This window comes from Chryseomicrobium palamuruense (assembly GCF_042649045.1).
Classification (GTDB): Bacteria; Bacillota; Bacilli; order Bacillales_A; family Planococcaceae; genus Chryseomicrobium; species Chryseomicrobium palamuruense.
The window spans coordinates 297,048-315,165 of the sequence record NZ_JBHSEF010000026.1; the positions used below are offsets into that span (position 1 = coordinate 297,048).

Annotated in this window: 24 protein-coding genes and 1 riboswitch; of the genes, 21 read left to right on the top strand and 3 right to left on the bottom strand. The window is 40.1% G+C overall.

Annotated features, from left to right (window positions below; translation table 11 throughout):
• Positions 1-51: 51 nt before the first annotated feature.
• The 8 genes from pstC (at position 52) to ACFO0S_RS13885 (ending at position 6,636) form a co-directional block, all read left to right on the top strand.
• Positions 52-987 carry a phosphate ABC transporter permease subunit PstC gene (gene pstC / locus ACFO0S_RS13850; RefSeq protein ID WP_378142688.1) on the top strand — a complete coding sequence of 312 codons (936 nt, stop codon included), beginning with the start codon at positions 52-54 and terminating at the stop codon, positions 985-987.
• Between the two features lies 1 nt (position 988).
• Positions 989-1,867 carry a phosphate ABC transporter permease PstA gene (gene pstA, locus ACFO0S_RS13855; protein ID WP_378142689.1) on the top strand — a complete coding sequence of 293 codons (879 nt, stop codon included), beginning with the start codon at positions 989-991 and terminating at the stop codon, positions 1,865-1,867.
• 26 nt (positions 1,868-1,893) lie between these two features.
• Complete coding sequence (pstB, locus tag ACFO0S_RS13860; protein WP_204589338.1) at positions 1,894-2,682, top strand: phosphate ABC transporter ATP-binding protein PstB; 789 nt, start codon at positions 1,894-1,896, stop codon at positions 2,680-2,682.
• Positions 2,683-2,695: 13 nt separating this feature from the next.
• Entirely contained in the window at positions 2,696-3,352 is a 657-nt protein-coding gene (gene phoU / locus ACFO0S_RS13865) for a phosphate signaling complex protein PhoU (protein ID WP_204589337.1), read from the top strand.
• 197 nt (positions 3,353-3,549) lie between these two features.
• Positions 3,550-3,699, top strand: coding sequence for a 50S ribosomal protein L33 (gene rpmG / locus ACFO0S_RS13870; protein ID WP_053588882.1), 150 nt, complete (start codon positions 3,550-3,552; stop codon positions 3,697-3,699).
• A 117-nt stretch (positions 3,700-3,816) separates the two neighbouring features.
• Positions 3,817-4,374, top strand: a complete 558-nt coding sequence (locus ACFO0S_RS13875; RefSeq protein ID WP_378142690.1) for a 5-formyltetrahydrofolate cyclo-ligase — start codon at positions 3,817-3,819, stop codon at positions 4,372-4,374.
• Positions 4,375-4,384: 10 nt separating this feature from the next.
• Positions 4,385-4,585, top strand: coding sequence for a YqgQ family protein (locus tag ACFO0S_RS13880; RefSeq protein WP_378142691.1), 201 nt, complete (start codon positions 4,385-4,387; stop codon positions 4,583-4,585).
• 146 nt (positions 4,586-4,731) lie between these two features.
• Entirely contained in the window at positions 4,732-6,636 is a 1,905-nt protein-coding gene (locus ACFO0S_RS13885; protein WP_378142692.1) for an LTA synthase family protein, read from the top strand.
• Positions 6,637-6,732: 96 nt separating this feature from the next.
• On the opposite strand, the gene ACFO0S_RS13890 is transcribed toward ACFO0S_RS13885, so the two are convergent.
• Complete coding sequence (locus tag ACFO0S_RS13890; protein ID WP_378142693.1) at positions 6,733-6,912, bottom strand: DUF2759 domain-containing protein; 180 nt, start codon at positions 6,910-6,912, stop codon at positions 6,733-6,735.
• A 143-nt stretch (positions 6,913-7,055) separates the two neighbouring features.
• On the opposite strand from ACFO0S_RS13890, the gene ACFO0S_RS13895 reads away from it, so the two are divergent.
• Positions 7,056-7,688, top strand: coding sequence for an MBL fold metallo-hydrolase (locus tag ACFO0S_RS13895; RefSeq protein ID WP_378142694.1), 633 nt, complete (start codon positions 7,056-7,058; stop codon positions 7,686-7,688).
• Positions 7,689-7,730: 42 nt separating this feature from the next.
• On the opposite strand, the gene ACFO0S_RS13900 is transcribed toward ACFO0S_RS13895, so the two are convergent.
• Entirely contained in the window at positions 7,731-7,973 is a 243-nt protein-coding gene (locus tag ACFO0S_RS13900; RefSeq protein ID WP_378142799.1) for a DUF2626 family protein, read from the bottom strand.
• 248 nt (positions 7,974-8,221) lie between these two features.
• Here ACFO0S_RS13900 and comGA point away from each other — a divergent pair, with 248 nt between their 5' ends.
• The 11 genes from comGA to gcvPB all read left to right on the top strand — a co-directional run bounded on the left by comGA (position 8,222) and on the right by gcvPB (position 16,623).
• The gene (comGA, locus tag ACFO0S_RS13905; protein ID WP_378142695.1) at positions 8,222-9,211 is read left to right on the top strand and encodes a competence type IV pilus ATPase ComGA; all 990 of its coding nucleotides are present in this window, start codon (positions 8,222-8,224) and stop codon (positions 9,209-9,211) included.
• Positions 9,204-10,229, top strand: a complete 1,026-nt coding sequence (locus ACFO0S_RS13910) for a type II secretion system F family protein (RefSeq protein ID WP_378142696.1) — start codon at positions 9,204-9,206, stop codon at positions 10,227-10,229. Before comGA ends, ACFO0S_RS13910 begins: the two co-directional genes overlap by 8 nt.
• 11 nt (positions 10,230-10,240) lie before the next feature.
• Positions 10,241-10,555 (top strand): competence type IV pilus major pilin ComGC, encoded by a 315-nt coding sequence (gene comGC / locus ACFO0S_RS13915; protein ID WP_378142697.1) that lies wholly within the window; start codon positions 10,241-10,243, stop codon positions 10,553-10,555.
• Positions 10,539-10,988 (top strand): competence type IV pilus minor pilin ComGD, encoded by a 450-nt coding sequence (gene comGD, locus ACFO0S_RS13920; protein ID WP_378142698.1) that lies wholly within the window; start codon positions 10,539-10,541, stop codon positions 10,986-10,988. The genes comGC and comGD overlap by 17 nt, the downstream gene beginning before the upstream one ends.
• Positions 10,969-11,244, top strand: a complete 276-nt coding sequence (locus tag ACFO0S_RS13925) for a hypothetical protein (protein WP_378142699.1) — start codon at positions 10,969-10,971, stop codon at positions 11,242-11,244. The genes comGD and ACFO0S_RS13925 overlap by 20 nt, the downstream gene beginning before the upstream one ends.
• Positions 11,232-11,675: a competence type IV pilus minor pilin ComGF gene (locus ACFO0S_RS13930; protein ID WP_378142700.1), complete on the top strand. Its 444-nt coding sequence runs from the start codon at positions 11,232-11,234 to the stop codon at positions 11,673-11,675. Before ACFO0S_RS13925 ends, ACFO0S_RS13930 begins: the two co-directional genes overlap by 13 nt.
• On the top strand, positions 11,659-11,850 hold the full coding sequence (locus ACFO0S_RS13935) for a hypothetical protein (protein WP_378142701.1): 192 nt from the start codon (positions 11,659-11,661) through the stop codon (positions 11,848-11,850). Before ACFO0S_RS13930 ends, ACFO0S_RS13935 begins: the two co-directional genes overlap by 17 nt.
• Positions 11,851-11,862: 12 nt before the next feature.
• Positions 11,863-12,375 carry a shikimate kinase gene (locus ACFO0S_RS13940; RefSeq protein WP_378142702.1) on the top strand — a complete coding sequence of 171 codons (513 nt, stop codon included), beginning with the start codon at positions 11,863-11,865 and terminating at the stop codon, positions 12,373-12,375.
• Positions 12,376-12,485: 110 nt separating this feature from the next.
• A riboswitch (glycine riboswitch) is annotated at positions 12,486-12,576 on the top strand.
• A gap of 155 nt (positions 12,577-12,731) precedes the next feature.
• Positions 12,732-13,808 carry a glycine cleavage system aminomethyltransferase GcvT gene (gcvT, locus tag ACFO0S_RS13945; protein WP_378142703.1) on the top strand — a complete coding sequence of 359 codons (1,077 nt, stop codon included), beginning with the start codon at positions 12,732-12,734 and terminating at the stop codon, positions 13,806-13,808.
• Between the two features lie 18 nt (positions 13,809-13,826).
• Positions 13,827-15,173 carry an aminomethyl-transferring glycine dehydrogenase subunit GcvPA gene (gene gcvPA / locus ACFO0S_RS13950; RefSeq protein WP_378142800.1) on the top strand — a complete coding sequence of 449 codons (1,347 nt, stop codon included), beginning with the start codon at positions 13,827-13,829 and terminating at the stop codon, positions 15,171-15,173.
• On the top strand, positions 15,166-16,623 hold the full coding sequence (gcvPB, locus tag ACFO0S_RS13955; RefSeq protein ID WP_378142704.1) for an aminomethyl-transferring glycine dehydrogenase subunit GcvPB: 1,458 nt from the start codon (positions 15,166-15,168) through the stop codon (positions 16,621-16,623). The genes gcvPA and gcvPB overlap by 8 nt, the downstream gene beginning before the upstream one ends.
• 40 nt (positions 16,624-16,663) lie before the next feature.
• Here gcvPB and ACFO0S_RS13960 read toward each other — a convergent pair whose 3' ends face one another.
• Positions 16,664-17,056, bottom strand: a complete 393-nt coding sequence (locus tag ACFO0S_RS13960; protein ID WP_378142705.1) for a rhodanese-like domain-containing protein — start codon at positions 17,054-17,056, stop codon at positions 16,664-16,666.
• 75 nt (positions 17,057-17,131) lie between these two features.
• On the opposite strand from ACFO0S_RS13960, the gene ACFO0S_RS13965 reads away from it, so the two are divergent.
• Complete coding sequence (locus tag ACFO0S_RS13965; protein ID WP_378142706.1) at positions 17,132-17,965, top strand: lipoate--protein ligase family protein; 834 nt, start codon at positions 17,132-17,134, stop codon at positions 17,963-17,965.
• Positions 17,966-18,118 lie beyond the last annotated feature (153 nt).

The window sequence follows — 18,118 nt, forward strand, 5'->3', positions numbered from 1 at the left end:
GTAGCGTCTTGCTACTCTTTTCTTCCGTCTAGTTGGAAAAGGGGGATCACGATGGCTGAGCAACGTCCATCTGTTCAAGAGATGATTGCAAACGCAGGAACAAAGCGAAACCGGAAAACACTTGAAAAAACAATACCGGTTGTCCTTTTCATCATTGCAGCAATCTCTGTACTAACTACATTAGGTATTGTATTTACACTAATAGTTGAAACATTTATCTTCTTTACAGAAGTACCTTTCTTCTCTTTCTTATTTGGTACAGAGTGGTTACCATTCTCCAATACAGAAGCGCGATTTGGGATATTGCCCCTCATTGTTGGTACTTTAAAAGTAACATTCATAGCAGTAATTGTAGCAGTGCCACTTGGTCTATCGGCAGCTATCTACTTAAGTGAATATGCAAGTGATACTGCTAGAAGAATTATTAAGCCAATTCTAGAAGTACTTGCGGGTGTACCAACAATCGTATATGGCTACTTTGCATTAACATTTGTTACTCCAGTGCTTCAGCAGTTTATTCCTGAACTGAAGATCTTCAATGCAATCAGCCCTGGAATCGTAGTGGGTATCATGATTATTCCAATGATTGCTTCTTTATCTGAAGATGCGATGAGCGCAGTACCGAACAGCATTCGTGAAGGTGCACTTGGAATGGGATCAACTCGTCTTGAAGTGGCACTGAAGATTGTTCTTCCAGCTGCCCTGTCTGGAATTTTAGCATCGATTGTATTAGCGATGTCACGCGCAATTGGAGAGACAATGATTGTATCTCTAGCAGCAGGGTCAACGCCTCGATTTGATGGTCAATTCACAGACAGTATTCAAACCATGACAGCTTACATTGTGCAAGTAGCAACAGGTGATGCTGGGTATGGCACAACAATCTATTATTCCATTTACGCAGTTGGGTTTACATTGTTCTTGTTCACACTAGTGATGAACTTGTTAGCACAACGAATTTCAAAACGTTTCAGAGAGGAGTATTGATATGCGCTATATGAACAATGAAGCCGTGATGAAAAAGATGAATTCACGTAAAATCGTCAATCTTATCTTCAAAGGCATCTTCTTATTTGCGACAATACTCGCTCTTATGACGCTTGCTGTGCTATTTTATCGAATTTTATCTCAAGGAATCGGCTATCTCTCTTGGGATTTCTTCAACAACTTTGCCTCACGCTTCCCAGAAAAAGCTGGTATTAAAGCGGCTTTAATTGGATCGATTTGGTTGATGGCTGTTGTCGCACCTGTTTCGATGTTCTTAGGTATCGGTAGTGCAATCTATCTAGAAGAGTATGCCAAGAAAAACAAAATCAATGATTTTATTCGAGTCAATATTTCAAATTTAGCCGGCGTACCTTCTGTTGTATTCGGTTTACTTGGTTTAACGATTTTCGTTCGTGCGCTTGCGCTTGGAAATAGTGTATTAGCAGCTGGATTTACAATGAGTCTTTTAATACTACCGGTGATTATTGTGGCATCTCAAGAAGCTATCCGTGCTGTTCCTAGTGAAGTGCGAGCAGCTTCTTATGGAATGGGAGCTACAAAGTGGCAGACGATTACACGCGTCGTATTGCCAAGTGCAATACCGGGGATTTTAACAGGTTCAATTCTTGCGTTATCTCGAGCAATTGGAGAAACAGCTCCACTAGTCGTCATTGGAGTTCCCGTCATTATTCAGTTCTTGCCGAGTGGTGTGTTCGATACATTTACCGCACTTCCTATGCAGATCTATGACTGGGCGAAGCGTCCACAAGCGGACTTCCAAAACGTTGCTTCTGCCGGGATCATTGTTTTGATGTCTGTTCTATTGTTAATGAACTCTGTGGCTGTATTAATACGTAATAAATTCCAGAAGCGTTACTAGACGCATCGGAAAAGGGGAGACTACACATGGTACAACAAATTGATAAAAAGCCTGAAACAACTCAAATTGTCTATGATACAAAAGGTTTGAATCTTTGGTACGGCACGAATCACGCTTTGAAAAATATTGATTTGCCAATTTACGAAAATGAAGTGACAGCGATTATCGGTCCATCTGGATGTGGGAAATCGACGTATATAAAAACGCTAAATCGTATGGTGGAATTAACACAAGGTGTAAAAACATCTGGAGAAATTCACTACCGCGGTCGCAACATTTTTGATAAGGATTACACAGTTGAAGAACTACGTACGAAGGTTGGAATGGTATTTCAAAAACCAAACCCATTCCCGAAATCGATCTATGACAACATTGCCTATGGTCCACGTATCCACGGTATTAAAAACAAGAAAATCTTAGATGAAATTGTCGAGAAAAGTTTACGTGGCGCAGCGATCTGGGATGAAGTAAAAGATCGTCTATCTACAAATGCTTACAGCTTGTCGGGTGGTCAACAACAACGAATCTGTATTGCACGTGCACTAGCAATCGAACCAGATGTCATCTTGATGGACGAGCCTACTTCTGCCCTAGATCCGATCAGTACTTTAAAAGTAGAAGAATTGGTGCAGGAATTAAAGAAAGATTACTCAATCATCATCGTCACGCATAACATGCAACAAGCAGGACGAATTTCAGACAAGACAGCATTTTTCTTAAACGGGGAAGTTGTTGAATACGATGAGACAAATGTGATTTTCTCAAATCCATCTGATCAACGTACAGAAGATTATATTTCAGGTCGATTCGGCTAAGGGGGCTATTCACATGGTAGTAAGAGAAATGTTTGATAACGAATTAAAGAATTTACACCAAAAGCTCATTCATATGAGTCAACTTTCAATTGAACGTCTTAGTGAATCTGTAGATGCACTTGCAAATCATGATGTCGCGCTGGCGAGTAAAATTAAAGAAGCAGATGCGGAGATTAATAAACTCGAGGAAGAAATTAATGATGCGGTCATTTTAACGATAGCTAGACAGCAACCTGTTGCTACAGATTTGCGACGATTAATGGTCTTAGTGAAGATTGCTGGAGATATGGAGCGAGTCGGGGACTATGCAGTCAACATTGCGAAAGAGACGGAACGCATCGGTTCACAAGAGCATTTAACTCAATTGCCTAAAATTCAAGAGATGAAAGACAAAACCGTGTCTATCTTACGTCTGACATTAGATGCATTTATCGCAGAAGATGTTGAACAAGCGCAAACTATTGCGAAGCTCGATGACGAAATTGATAAAATGTACGGTGAACTGATTCGTGACTTGTTAGGGTCTGGTGTATCAAGTCCAGACCAGCTTCCACAAATCACACAACTTGCCTTTATCTGTCGCTACTTAGAGCGTTCAGCAGATCATGCAACGAACATGGCAGAGCAATTGCTGTACCTTCGCAAAGGAAAGCACATTGATTTAAACTAAAATTATTTCAATCCAGTGCAGACTCTATGGAACCAATAGAGAATGCACTGGTTTTCCTTTAGAGTAAAACAAGAGTTCATCAAAATAATTTAGTGAAAATGACTAGATTTTATATTTCATTGTGATATAATAGGTAAGTCGTATAAATCAGCTCAAAATGATTTTAATACATCCTTTATAGAGTGGGAGGGACTACTATGCGCGTTAATATTACTCTTGCATGCACAGATTGTGGAGAGCGTAACTATATTTCTAAGAAGAACAAACGTAACAATCCAGAGCGTTTGGAGCTTAAAAAATATTGCTCTCGTGAAAAGAAAATGACTCTTCACCGTGAAACGAAATAATGACCGTTAAACCAAAATCCCCGCTCGGATTTTGGTTTTTTTACTCCAAGAGATATCTTTATTCACTCATCTGACGATTTAGCCAGGTGAGTGTCTTTAATTCTAAGGGGGATTGGAATGAAACGGCAGTTAAGGCAACAAGTGCTTGAAACGTTACAACTGATGACACAAGAAGATTATCAGCGAAGAAGTTCAAGGTTACATGAACGACTTCTCTTAACGATTTCCTTTACAACCACGCATATGGTGGGTTGTACGATTTCTCGCTTTCCTGAACCCGATACGCGAGCCCTTATCGAATATTTTTGGAAACATGATATACCGGTAGCAGCTCCCGTATCCAACCCGAATACAAAAGAAATGACATTTTACCAAATCCATTCGTGGGAAGATGTGACGGAGGGTTACAAAGGGATACAAGAGCCTGTCGCAGATTCAAACAGAGTGGTTACAAAAGAACAGTTTACGCATATTCTAGTGCCTGGAGTTATAGTTGATCAGAATGGATATCGCATCGGATTCGGTGGTGGTTTTTATGATCGTTTTCTGATGGACTGTCAAGTGCCCACCATCTTACTTGCATTCAATGAGCAAGTATTATTTCATGATCAAATAGAAACCCATGATATACCTGTCCAACTTATTGTGACGGAGACTGAATTGATTAGGCCTTAAGGAGATTGCAATGGATACGTTTTATGATGTTTTACAATTATTAAAAAGATATGGCATCTTTATCTACACAAAAGATGCAGTTGCAGACATTGAATTGATGGAATTTGAATTAAATGAGTTAAAAACATCTGGAGTTATCGATGCAAATGACTATTTAAAAGCAATTTTAATTTTACGAAAACGGAAATCAGAGTTCACAAAAAACAACTAAAATTTTTCGTTTTTCTATGACTTTTTTATCGATTCTAGTAAATTTGAAACTAAATAGGCATATACTCGTCTAAATGAGGGTATCATGTTTATGTTATGTATAGATTTTGTAAAGTATGCGAAGCGCATACAATTTTAAAGGAGGGTATGGCCATGAAAAAATGGTCTACGCATTCTTTACTATTCGCTGCAGTAGTATTGACTTGGATAAAAACATTTATTGTTTATCACATGAGTTTTAACATGAAAATAGAAAACATCATGCAGCATATTATTTTGTTTATCAACCCATTAAGTTTTATCTTATTATTCTTTGGTATTTCACTCTTTTTCTCAAAAGAAAAAACATCTAAGCGATTTATTTTAGGGGGAAGCACGATTCTTGCAATGATCCTCTATGCAAATGTCGTGTTCTACCGATTCTTTACGGACTTTATTACGTTGCCTGTATTGTTCCAAACAAGTAACTTTGGTGATCTTGGATCTTCAGCCTCAAATAGTATTTACTTTACGGATGTGTTTTATTTTATAGATGTCATCTTACTATTTATTTTTGCACGGTATTTGTCGAAACATCAAGAGCAAGTGGTGCGTAAACCAATCCACCGTAAAGCATATTTCGTCTTTGCGGCTGCTATCTTTTTCTTGAATCTCGGACTTGCGGAGATTCAACGTCCACAGTTGTTGACGCGTAGTTTTGACCGTGAAATGCTTGTGAAAAATATTGGAACATACAACTATCATCTATATGATGTCTATGTACAATCCAAATCTCAAGCACAACGAGCGTTTGCAGATGGTAGTGAATTAGTTGAAGTGAACAACTATGTTCGCTCGAACCATGTAGAGAATACAACGCCTCTACAAGGCGTTGCAAAAGATAAAAATATTATCGTTATCTCTATGGAATCCTTGCAAAATTTTGTGATCAATGAAGATATGAACGGAGAAGTTATTACACCTTTCCTTAATGAGTTGACGCAAGATAAAGACACGATGTACTTCTCAAACTTTTATCATCAAACAGGACTAGGTAAAACATCCGATTCCGAATTTATTGTAGAGAACTCCTTGTATCCACTGGGGGGAGGGGCTGTTTTCTTTACACATGCAGGAAACACATTTAATTCTCTTTCTGAACGTTTAGGTGAAAATGGATACCACACATCAGTCATGCATGCGAACAACAAGAGTTTTTGGAACCGAGATATGATGTATCAGTCCCTCGGTGTTGATACTTTCTATGATATCGATAGCTATACTGTTGAAGAAGGACAAGCTGTTAACTGGGGAATGAAAGATATTCCGTTTTTTGAACAGTCAGCTGAGATTCTGAAAAGAGAAGAACAACCTTTCTTTACACGTATGATTACCTTAACGAATCACTATCCATTTACGTTAGATGAAGAAGATAAACTCATTCCGGAATATACATCGAATTCAGGAACACTGAATCGTTACTTCCAGACTGTTCGTTATATGGATGAATCGTTACGTGTATTCTTCGACGAGTTAAAAGAACAGGGATTATATGAAGATTCCATCATCGTTATGTATGGAGATCACTACGGAATTTCCGACAACCATAATAAAGCGATGGAACAGTATTTAGGCAAGGAGGTCACACCATTCGTTTCGGCGAAGTTACAAGAAGTTCCACTCTTCATCCATATTCCAGATAGTGGACTGGGGGGAGAACGCACGGATCTTACAGGCCAAGTAGATTTGCGTCCTACAATCTTGCATATGGCGGGTATTGACACTTCAAAAGATATTCAATTAGGAACTGACATCTTTGCGGAAGACCGTGAGCAGAAAGTGATTTTCCGTGATGGTGGCTTTGTTACAGAAGAAGTGTTGTTTACAAAAAATACATGTTACGATGCAACTACTGGTGAAGAAATTGAACGCACACTATGTGATGAAGAAATCTCTAAGACTAACCAAGAATTAAATTATTCGGATCAGTTGATCAACGGTGATTTGCTCCGTTTCTATAACCGTCAGACAGGACAACTTCTAATCGAAGAAACAAATACAACAGACGAATAAGGGAAGGCCTCTGCGTTTGCAGAGGCTTTTTTGTACACAAAAAAACGAGGGCTCACAAATTGTGAGCCCTCGTCTTGTGATCATCACTAAGGATGATTAGTGCAATCCTGGTGGATATCCTTGGAAGATAACCGTTGCCACTGAAAAGAATCCGAATACAAGAACAGTCGCTGCATTAAAGAAGACGCCTAAAAAGTTTCTTTCTTTAAATGCTTGATAAGTTCCAATGATAGCTAGGATTGTCGTTAGACTAAAAATTACGATTAATAAGTTCATGAATGACTCTCCTCCCGACATTAGAAAATGAATGCCGCAATCAAATATTCCTCTTTTATTTTACGTTGTTCTCGCGTATTTGTCGAGTAACATTCATGACAATTGTTTGAACGTTCAGGTAAACTAAGAAGTGAGGTGAAAATATGTTAACGATTCGACGATTATCACTGGGTCCGATTCAAACCAATTGCTATGTGGTCCGTTCGAAAGAACAGGCCTTGATCATTGACCCAAGTGGAGAAGCAACAAGAGTAAAACAAGTCATTGAACAAGCGGGTCTAAAAGTACAAGCTATCCTACTTACTCATGCTCACTTTGATCACATTATGGGACTTGAGGACATACTTCGTTTATATCCTGTTCCCGTTTACATGCACAAGAAAGAAGTGGAATGGTTAAAAGAACCGATGTTCAATGGTTCAGGGAAATATGCAGAACTTCCGAACATCTCTGTTGATGTGGAACCTGAAACTCTGAGAGAAGGTGAGTTTTCTATTGGGGATTTCACCATGAAAGTTTTCGAAACACCGGGTCACTCACCTGGAAGTTTAAGTTTCTATTTTGAAGAAGGTGGATTTGTCGTAAGTGGGGACGCGTTATTTCAAGGAAGCATCGGTCGAACAGATTTGATCGGTGGCGACCTGCGATTATTGCTCTCTATGATCGAACAAAAGCTACTCACGCTTCCTGAAGACACGATTATCTATTCTGGGCACGGTCCTGAAACATCAGTAGAAGATGAGATGAACCATAACCCGTTTTTAAATGGATTTTAATCAAAAAACCAGTTTCCCTAAACAGGGAAACTGGTTTTTGGATTAATGTCCTGCACCTGGTACATGAATGAAAGATGCATAGTACGTGAATCCTGCAAAGAAGAACATGAGGTACGCACCGAAGATATACATATACATACGTTCAGATAAGTTCAAGAATCCTAGAAGAAGAAATAACCCGGTGTTTGCTAGCATAAGTAATGAAGCTGGCATCATATCACCAATGTAAAACATCACTGCAAAAATTCCTGTCCAAAAAGCCATTACTTTATACATATTGCCCATCATAATTGAAGTCCCTCCTTTTAACGACAGACGTTTCACATATTTATTATAATAGATGAGGTAGAGGAAAGTAAACAGAATCTATCGGCTCCTCATGTAATGACAAGATGTTGACACATTTAGAAGAGGTATCTCGGAAATAAGAGTTTGATAATTCGAAAAACAAGCTAGACAGCTTCTTTTTTTCATGTATACTAAAAGAACATTCGATAGGCGATGGTCGAATGGTCTGGAGAAAGGAGAATCCTTTGTCTGAAATAAATCCAATGGAAACAAAGAGTAAAGCCATTTTAGAAAAAGCAGTTTTATTTGAAGCGTCCGACCTTCATTTAATCCCACATGATACGGAATACCAACTTGTATTTCGTAAACAACAGCAAATGTTTGATGCGGGTGTGTTGCCACTTGCTTTTGGTGACCGACTGATCACGTACCTTAAATATTTGTCTTCTCTCGATATTACGAATAAACGTAATCCCCAAAGCGGAGCTTTCCAATTGCTCCTTCTCTCAGAAGTTTATCATTTCCGAGTTTCTACCCTTTTATCCATTTCCAAAAGAGAAAGTTTGGTGGTCCGAATCGCCAAGCCTAATTTAATTGTGCCTTTAGAAGAAATTAGCTTGTTTCAAGAACACGCCTCTCTATTAAAAGAAATCAGCAGTGCCAAACAAGGTCTTGTTCTAGTCATCGGACCTACAGGCTCTGGGAAATCCACCACTATGTACGCAATGACGAAATATTGTTCACATGAATTATCGCGTCATGTCATTTCCCTTGAAGATCCTGTTGAAATTAATCAGAGCTACTTGCTGCAAGTACAAGTCAATGAACGGGCAGGCCTGTCCTATGCGACGGGACTGAAAGCCATCTTGCGGCATTCTCCAGATGTGATATTAATTGGAGAGATACGCGACGCAGAAACGGCAAAAATAGCCGTTGAAGCTGCTTTGACAGGACATCTCGTCATTTCCACTATCCATGCGAAAGATGCATCGGGTGCGTTATTTCGTTTGCTGGATTTGGGCATTACAGCAGAAGAGATTGGACAAATTTGTCGAGCATTTATCTCACAGCGGCTACTACTCCGAAAAGGTAAGGAACAATTAGGTGCCATCTATGAAATAGCTGAAACCGATACGATAGCTACAATGATTGCAGCAATCCATCAAGGGGTCCGCCCGGTAATTCCAACACATCTAAGTCTTGCATTTCAAATTGAGCGAGCTGTCCGTGGATAAACGAGGACGCTATTCAAAACCATTGATTGCGAAAGCTTCCCAAGCAGAATTCCTTGAAAAACTCGCCTCGCTTCTTGAACAAGGCTTTTCTTTACCAGATGCCATTGTTGTCTTGTGCCCATTTTATATGGAATTGGAAATTCAAACCAAGCTCTTCATCCTTTTTGAAGAGGGACATAATTTATCCCATGTATTTGAAATAATGGGCTATCCAGATACAGTGGTCGAATCAATTCGTTTGGCAGAAGTTCATGGACATTTGACGGTCGTACTAAATCAAACGGCTGATTTATTAAAGAAACAACGTACCATGAGAAAACAAGCAGTCACAACACTTAGTTATCCCATCGGACTGTTGTTCTTTATGACTGCTCTTTTTGTTGGTTTTAAACTCTATTTTCTGCCTATGTTCTTACCTTTAGTAGAACGATCCAATCCTGCTGCTGTGGGACGCATCAAATTGATTTTTTCTCTTCCATTTTATTTGATTCTTATGGCGTTAATTCTTCTGGCCATAGGGTGGTTCTATTTTTATGTGGTATACCGAACAAAATCGGTAAAGTGGCTACTGTTTTCAAGAAAAGCTTTGTTCATCAAAGTGCTTCAAAACAATATTACTTCTTGGCAGATGAGTAGAGAACTAAGCTTATTGTTATCTGGAGGAGTAAATTTAGCAGACTCGATACGTTTCATTCACTCTGGCAACCATCTGCTTTGTAAGCTAGCGTGCGCAGAACTTCTGGAGTGGCTCGAACGAGGAGAGGATTTTTCTTCTGCAGTGAAATTGAATGCCTGGATGTCTAAAGATGTCGTTCGGTTTATTGAACACAGTGAGTTACATGGCTATCTCTCAGAAGAACTCGCATTGTATCAACAATCAAAAGCAGACGCTGTTCAAAAGAGGCTAGAAGTGGGAATTGCTCTCGCGCAACCTGTTCTATTCCTCTTGATAGGAGGACTCGTTATCAGCGCATATCTATCTATTATGTTACCGATTTATAATCTAATATCCGTATAGGAGATGAAAATATGAAAAAGTTGTTAAATCAGAAAGGTTTTACACTTGTAGAAATGATGATTGTATTGCTAATAATATCTGTATTACTGTTGGTGACCATTCCAAATATAGCGAAGCATACGGCTACGATCGATTCAAAAGGATGCGATGCTTATATAAATATGGTCAGTGCGCAGATTGAAGCTTATAAACTTGAATTTAAAGAAATACCTACATTACTTTCTTTAAATACGACTGGTTTTATTAAAGAAGAGAAGCTGGTATGCCCTGGTGGTCAAGAGCTAACAATTGATGTAAATGGCGTAGTCAGTGAGAAAGCAAGTTAAGTCAGAACTTGGTTTCACCCTGCTTGAAGTGCTTGTAACATTAACGATTATCAGTGCCTTACTTGTGATTCCAATTCGGATGAGTGCAGAAATATCTCATGAAATGATGGAGAGGCAATTTTTCAATCAGTTGCATCATGACATTTTCCAGGCACAAGCTCTTGCTATTTCTTCGAGACAAGTGGTCAGTGTGAAATTAAGTAGGGCAAATCGCTATTATGCTTTGATGGCTGGCACGAAGGAAATTAAACGTGTACCGTTTCCGCGAACGATCGACATCAGTTACAAAGCGACGTTATTTGAAATCAGTTTCCTGTCAAATGGCAATGTTGGCCAGTTCGGAAACATCTTATTTACAGTGTCAGGTAAAGAAATGGACTTCAAAGTACACATTGGAAAAGGGAGGATCGCTTATGAATATGAAGGGTTATAGTACAGTAGAGTCTCTTGCTGCATTCGGTGCATTTATTTCCATGGCAATGATTCTCACTCCTTTACTGACAGGTCTACTTTCAACACACCAGAAGGCGTTAGATAACTATTCATTTGCTCTAGCAGAATATGAATTAATCAAGCGCCTGCCATCAAGTGGAGAAATCGTTGTCTTAAACACTCGATATTGGAGTACGTATGATGGAAGCGAGTTCTGTGTACATACCCCAACACGGGATGCGCGATGCAGAGATTAAAACTGCTTAATCAAAGAGGCTATTTTCTACTGGATTTATATTTGCAGCTTTTACTTTTAGTTATAACTTCTGTTGGAATTGCGTTTTTTCTTGGTGTGCTTCATCCGGTGAAGAAACAACTGGATGCGACCATCCCTCTCGAATATGAACTCTTTTGGATGGAGTTGGAATCCACGGCGGCTCAATCTACCACAGTAGATGGGGGGATCCATAGTTGCATCCTTCGACTTGTGACGAATGACGGTACCTATATTTACGAAAAGTATGGAACCATTATACGAAAGCGTAAAAACAATCTCGGTCATGAGCCCGTCCTTCAACAGGTGCAGTCCTGTGAGATTCAAGGTTCATCAGATCAAATTCGAATGACAGTCTATTTTTTAACTGGAGAAGTCATAGAGAGGGTGATGTACATTGCTCCGAGCAAATGATGGATATATTTTATTATTTGTTTTGACAATGATCCTACTCGTTTCAACCATTATTGGAGGAATGACTTCTTCTTTACTCACCAAACAAACGTATTATAAATCTTTAGAAATTGTTTACAACCAAAAAGCCACAGCCTACTGGATAGTGTATACTAATAAAAACGACGTGGAGTAAATGAGTGAGTTTATGAGAAAAGTATATTTGGTAGGATTTATGGGTTGTGGTAAAACAGCGATTGGAAAACGATTGAGTTTCGCACTTCGAATCCCGTTTTATGATATGGATAAAGAAATCGTTAAACAAACGGGAATGACCATTCCTGAGATTTTTGAAACATATGGAGAAACCTATTTTCGGGAACTGGAGACACAGTTTCTAAAACAGTTTCGAAATGAGTATTGCATCATTTCAACAGGGGGAGGGGTCGCTATCTCAGAAGAGAACCGTAAAGTCATGCGGTCAACAGGACTGGTCCTTTTTTTAAATGCGGCATTCCCAGATATTTGGATGCGAATCCACCGAGATAAAAACCGACCAATCGTTCAGCGAAGCACACGTGAAGAAATCGAAGCCCTCTATCTAAGGAGGCTCCCCTTTTACAAAAAAGCAGCGCATGTCACCGTACGAACGGAAGGTAAAACATTGAAACAAATTACAGAGTATTGTGCCTTCCAAGTTAATCGACTTAAATCCGAATGATTTTATCTTTTTATTTCATATAGTTCGTGTATATGATGATTTTAATAAAAAGATTGCGTTTACAAATAGACAATGTTAGGATGTAGGTATTGAAACTACATATCTAGCGGATGAAAGTGCGGGGAGAGAACGTCTCTGACGTCGCCGAAGGAGCAAATGCATAGTCATGAATCTCTCAGGCAAAAGTACTCGTACTGGACGCACCTCTGGAGAGTGCTGATATAGATCAGCCACCAAAGAAGAAAAGCCTTTTGGCTGAAACTTTCAGGTAAACGGACAGAGACCCATCAAAAGGGGTTTCTGTCTTTTTTTATGCGCAAAATTCATAATACTAAGAAAGTTGAAGGAGGATATTTATGCTTCGTACACCTTTATATGACCTTTATGCAAGTTACGGTGCGAAAACGATTGATTTTGGAGGATGGGATTTACCAGTCCAATTCTCTAGCATCAAAGAAGAGCACGAAGCCGTACGTACTAAAGCTGGCCTGTTCGATGTTTCTCATATGGGCGAAGTCTTCATTACAGGATCAGATAGCCAAGCATTCGTTCAAAACTTGGTAACCAACGATATCTCCAAATTAGTTCCAGGTCGTGCAATGTATGCAGCCATGTGTTATGAAGATGGAGGAACCGTTGATGATTTACTTGTCTATATGATGGGTGAAAATCATTACCTGCTTGTCGTAAATGCTTCCAACATCGACAAAGATGTAGAATGGATGAACCGACATGTCACAGGTGACGTACATATCGACAATCAATCAGACCAGTGGGGACTACTTGCTTTACAAGGACCATTGTCTCAACAAATTCTCCAAACATTGACAGAAACGGACCTTACAGAAGTGAAGTTCTTCCGCTTCGTCCAAGGCCAAGTCTCAGGTCGTGACGTGCTCATTTCTCGTACCGGATACACGGGAGAGGACGGGTTCGAGATTTACGCAAAAAATGAAGATCTTCCTGCTCTATGGGAAGCGATAATTGAAGCTGGTAAATCGGATGGCCTCCTTCCAGCTGGACTTGGCGCACGAGATACACTTCGTTTTGAAGCTTGTCTACCTTTATATGGCCAAGAACTTTCGAAAGATATTTCTCCTCTTGAGGCAGGAATCGGGTTTGCAGTAAAGCTGACTAAAGATGGTTTCATAGGAAAAGAAGCCATAGAGAAAAAAGGACAACCCCGCAAGCTTGTCGGCATTGAAATGATAGACAAAGGAATTCCTCGTCACGGATACCCTGTGTTTATAGGAGGTCAACGTATTGGAGAAGTAACAACCGGTACACAATCACCTACATTAAAGAAAAATATCGGGCTTGCGTTACTTTCTAATGAATTTACCGAAATAGGTCAAGAACTAGAAGTGGAACTACGCGGAAAACGTCTTCGCGCCGTCGTTGTGCCTACGCCATTTTACAAACGAGCAAAATAAAAGGAGCGATCGTCCATGATCAACCATCGTTACTTACCGATGACAGAGCAAGATCAGAAAGACATGTTAGATACAATTGGAGTTTCATCGATTGATGAGCTTTTTGCAGACATTCCTGAAAAAGTTCGTTTCCAAGGTGAATACAACATTAAACCTGCTAAATCAGAAACAGCACTTTTAAAAGAGTTAACTAAGATGGCTGCGAAAAATGCAGATAGCCGTCGCTATGCATCCTTCTTAGGTGCTGGCGTTTATGATCACTTCAAACCTACGATTGTCGATCACGTGATTTCTCGTTCAGAGTTCTATACGGCTTATACCCCGTATCAGCCTGAAATTTCACAAGGGGAATTACAAGCCATCTTTGAATTCCAAACAATGATCTGTGAATTAACAGGAATGGATATTGCCAACTCCTCCATGTATGATGGCGGAACGGCTTTAGCAGAGGCAGGAAATTTAGCGGCGGGACATACACGTCGTAAAAAAATCCTTATTTCAGATGCGGTTCACCCTGAATATCGTGATGTTGTGAAAATGTATGCACATGGTCAAAACATTGCGGTTGAAACGGTTCCCTTAAAAGATGGGAAAACGGACCTAAAAGCATTAGAAAGCCAATTGTCAGATGATATTGCGGCTGTGATGGTACAGTATCCAAACTTCTTTGGACAGTTAGAGGATATGCAGAAAATCAGTGATGTAACACATGCACACGGTGCACTTTTCGTTAGTTCATCCAATCCACTCGCACTAAGTGTACTCACACCACCAGGTGAGTTTGGTGCAGACATTACGGTAGGTGATGCGCAAGTATTCGGAATTTCCGAAGCGTTTGGTGGTCCTCACTGTGGATACTTTGCAGTATCAAATAAATTAATGCGTAAAGTGCCAGGGCGTCTTGTCGGGGAAACTACAGACGATCAAGGGCAACGGGGGTATGTATTGACACTTCAAGCTCGCGAACAGCACATTCGTCGTGACAAAGCGACATCCAATATCTGTTCGAACCAAGCGTTAAATGCACTAGCTGCAAGTGTTGCAATGACAGCACTTGGTAAAAAAGGTACGAAAGAAATGGCAATCCAGAACATTGCAAAAACTGCGTATGCAAAACAAGCGTTCGAAGCAGCTGGATTTAACGTGGTCTTCCAAGGTGCACACTTCAATGAAATCGTAGTTGCATTACCAGGCACATTTGAAGGTCTGAACAAACATCTGATTGAAAAAGAGATCATTGGTGGACTTCACTTAGGCACATATTACAAATCGTTAGAAAATCATGTGCTCGTTGCTGTAACAGAACAACGGACGAAAGAAGAAATTGATGCACTTGTTGCAGAAATGGGGGCTTATTATGCATAAAGATAACCAACCCTTGATTTTTGAATTATCGACGGAAGGCCGAATCGGCTATAGCCTGTCGGATTTGGATGTACCGGAAGTGAATCTAGATGAGCTTCTGCCAGAAGGAATGAAGCGTACAACAGAAGCGGAACTTCCTGAAGTATCAGAACTTGATATTATGCGTCACTACACGGCTTTATCAAATCGTAACCATGGGGTGGATTCTGGCTTTTACCCACTTGGATCTTGTACGATGAAGTACAACCCAAAAATTAATGAAAGCACAGCACGCTACCCAGGTTTTGCAAATATTCATCCGTTACAAGATGAGTCAACTGTTCAAGGTGCGATGGAGCTCATGTATGACCTTCAAGAGCATCTGATCGAAATCACGGGTATGGATGATGTGACCCTTCAACCAGCAGCAGGTGCACACGGAGAATGGACAGCACTTATGATGATTCGTGCCTTCCACGAGGCAAATGGTGACCATCACCGAACGAAAGTCATTGTTCCCGACTCAGCACACGGAACAAACCCGGCGTCAGCAACAGTGGCTGGTTTCGAAACTATTACTGTGAAATCCGACGAACATGGCCTTGTTGACTTAGAAGACTTACGTCGTGTTGCAGGGGATGACACAGCGGCACTTATGCTGACAAACCCAAATACACTTGGTTTATTTGAAGAACACATCTTAGAGATGGCAAGCATCATTCATGGAGTCGGTGGAAAGCTTTATTATGACGGGGCGAATCTAAATGCCGTTATGTCGAAAGCACGACCTGGGGACATGGGCTTCGACTGTGTTCACTTAAACTTGCATAAAACATTTACAGGCCCTCATGGTGGGGGTGGACCAGGTTCAGGTCCAGTTGGTGTGAAAAAAGATTTGATTCCATTCTTACCAGCACCAGTACTTGTGAAAAAAGGCGACAGCTATACATTCGACTATGATCGTCCACAAGCGATTGGGCGTGTAAAACCTTTCTACGGAAACTTTGGTATTAACGTTCGTGCGTACACGTACATCCGTTCAATGGGGCCAGATGGCTTAAAAGCTGTAACAGAATATGCAGTACTCAATGCAAATTATATGATGCGTCGTTTGGAGCCTTACTTCGACCTCCCATACAACCGTCATTGTAAACACGAATTCGTGTTAAGTGGTCGCCGTCAGAAGAAATTAGGTGTACGCACCCTGGATATGGCAAAACGACTGCTCGACTTTGGGTACCATCCACCAACGATTTACTTCCCACTGAACGTGGAAGAAGGTATGATGATTGAACCAACGGAAACAGAGTCGAAAGAAACACTTGATGCCTTCTGTGATGCATTGATTCAAATTGCGAAAGAGACAGAAGAAAATCCAGAAATGGTCCAAAATGCACCACACACAACAGTGATTGGTCGTCTAGATGAGACCAAAGCAGCTCGCAAACCTGTATTGCGCTATACGAAATAATTTAAAAGGCTCGCCAGTCGGCGAGCCTTTTTACATGAATCTATGATTTTGTTTTAATTTTTCCTGTCCATTTGCGGAAACCACCATCTAACTGGTAGATTTGCTCATAGCCTTTTTTCTTTAGGTTAAGTGCTGTACGAGCACTTCTTGCGCCACTCTGGCAATAAAGATAGACTGGCTTGTCTTTGCGAATCTCTTTCATACGAGTACGCATTTGACTTGCGGGAATGTTTCGAGCTCCCAAAATGTGACCGCCGTCAAATTCTTTTGGTTCACGTACATCGATGAGCTGGGCTTTACGGTACCCCTGAATAAATTCTTCTTGTGATAAGGTGGTCACTGATTTTTTCATACGTGTTCCCATGAAGAACGTATAAATACCGAAGACAATGATTGCCCCTAAAATTACTAATACGATTTCTAACAACTTCATTACTCCCTTCTCTACTTCTATTATAATAAGTAAAAGATAGAGATTCAATGTGAATACATAATTGGAGGAAAAACAATGAACACAACATGGTATTTTATTAACTCAGGTAAACAAGATCCTGCTTACAATATGGCACTTGATGAAGCACTTTTAGATTGGCATTCGGAAGGATTGATTCCTCCAGTGATTCGGTTTTATCAGTGGGAACCTGCATCTTTATCGATTGGGTATTTTCAAAAAGCAGAAAAAGATGTGGATATGGAAGCGATTAAACGTTTAGGGCTCGGATTTGTACGCAGACCAACTGGAGGCAGAGCTGTTTTGCATGAAGATGAATTGACATACAGTGTCATCGTCACGGAAGACTATCCAGATATGCCAAAAACCGTGACGGAAGCGTACCGAGTCATCAGTGAAGGAATTTTACAAGGATTTCGTAATCTTGGATTACGTGCAGAATTTTCGGTTCCTGTCTCTGAAGAACAACGTGCCGCATTAAATCAACCCAAATCTGCAGTTTGTTTTGATGCCCCTTCATGGTACGAACTCCTTGTAGAAGGAAAAAAAGTAGCGGGATCTGCCCAAACTCGACAAAAAGGTGTCATTTTACAACACGGGGCCATTCTAGTAGATCTAGATGAAGAAAAGTATATTCAGTGTTTTCATTTTTCATCAGATGACGTACGTAAAAAAGCAAAAACACGTTTAGGTCAAAAAGCTGTTTCCATTAACAAAATACTAACAAATCCGATTACTGTAGAAGAATGTATTCCCGCATTTAAAAAAGGTTTTGAACAGGCACTTTCCATCGAATTATATGAATATCAATTATCTTCCGAGCAACAACAATATGTAGAAAACCTTACAGCATCAAGGTACCGTACTGATGAGTGGAATTTTAGAAAATAATCGCCACTTCTGGGCTATGGAAATTAACCAAAATAGGTGCAAAGTTTCATTCTGTGAATTTGTTTGTCTGGCGCTAGACAACCAATATGTTGTGCTATATTATTTCTATATACACTATATATTGTGTCAAGAAGGCAATTAATCATTCGGGAG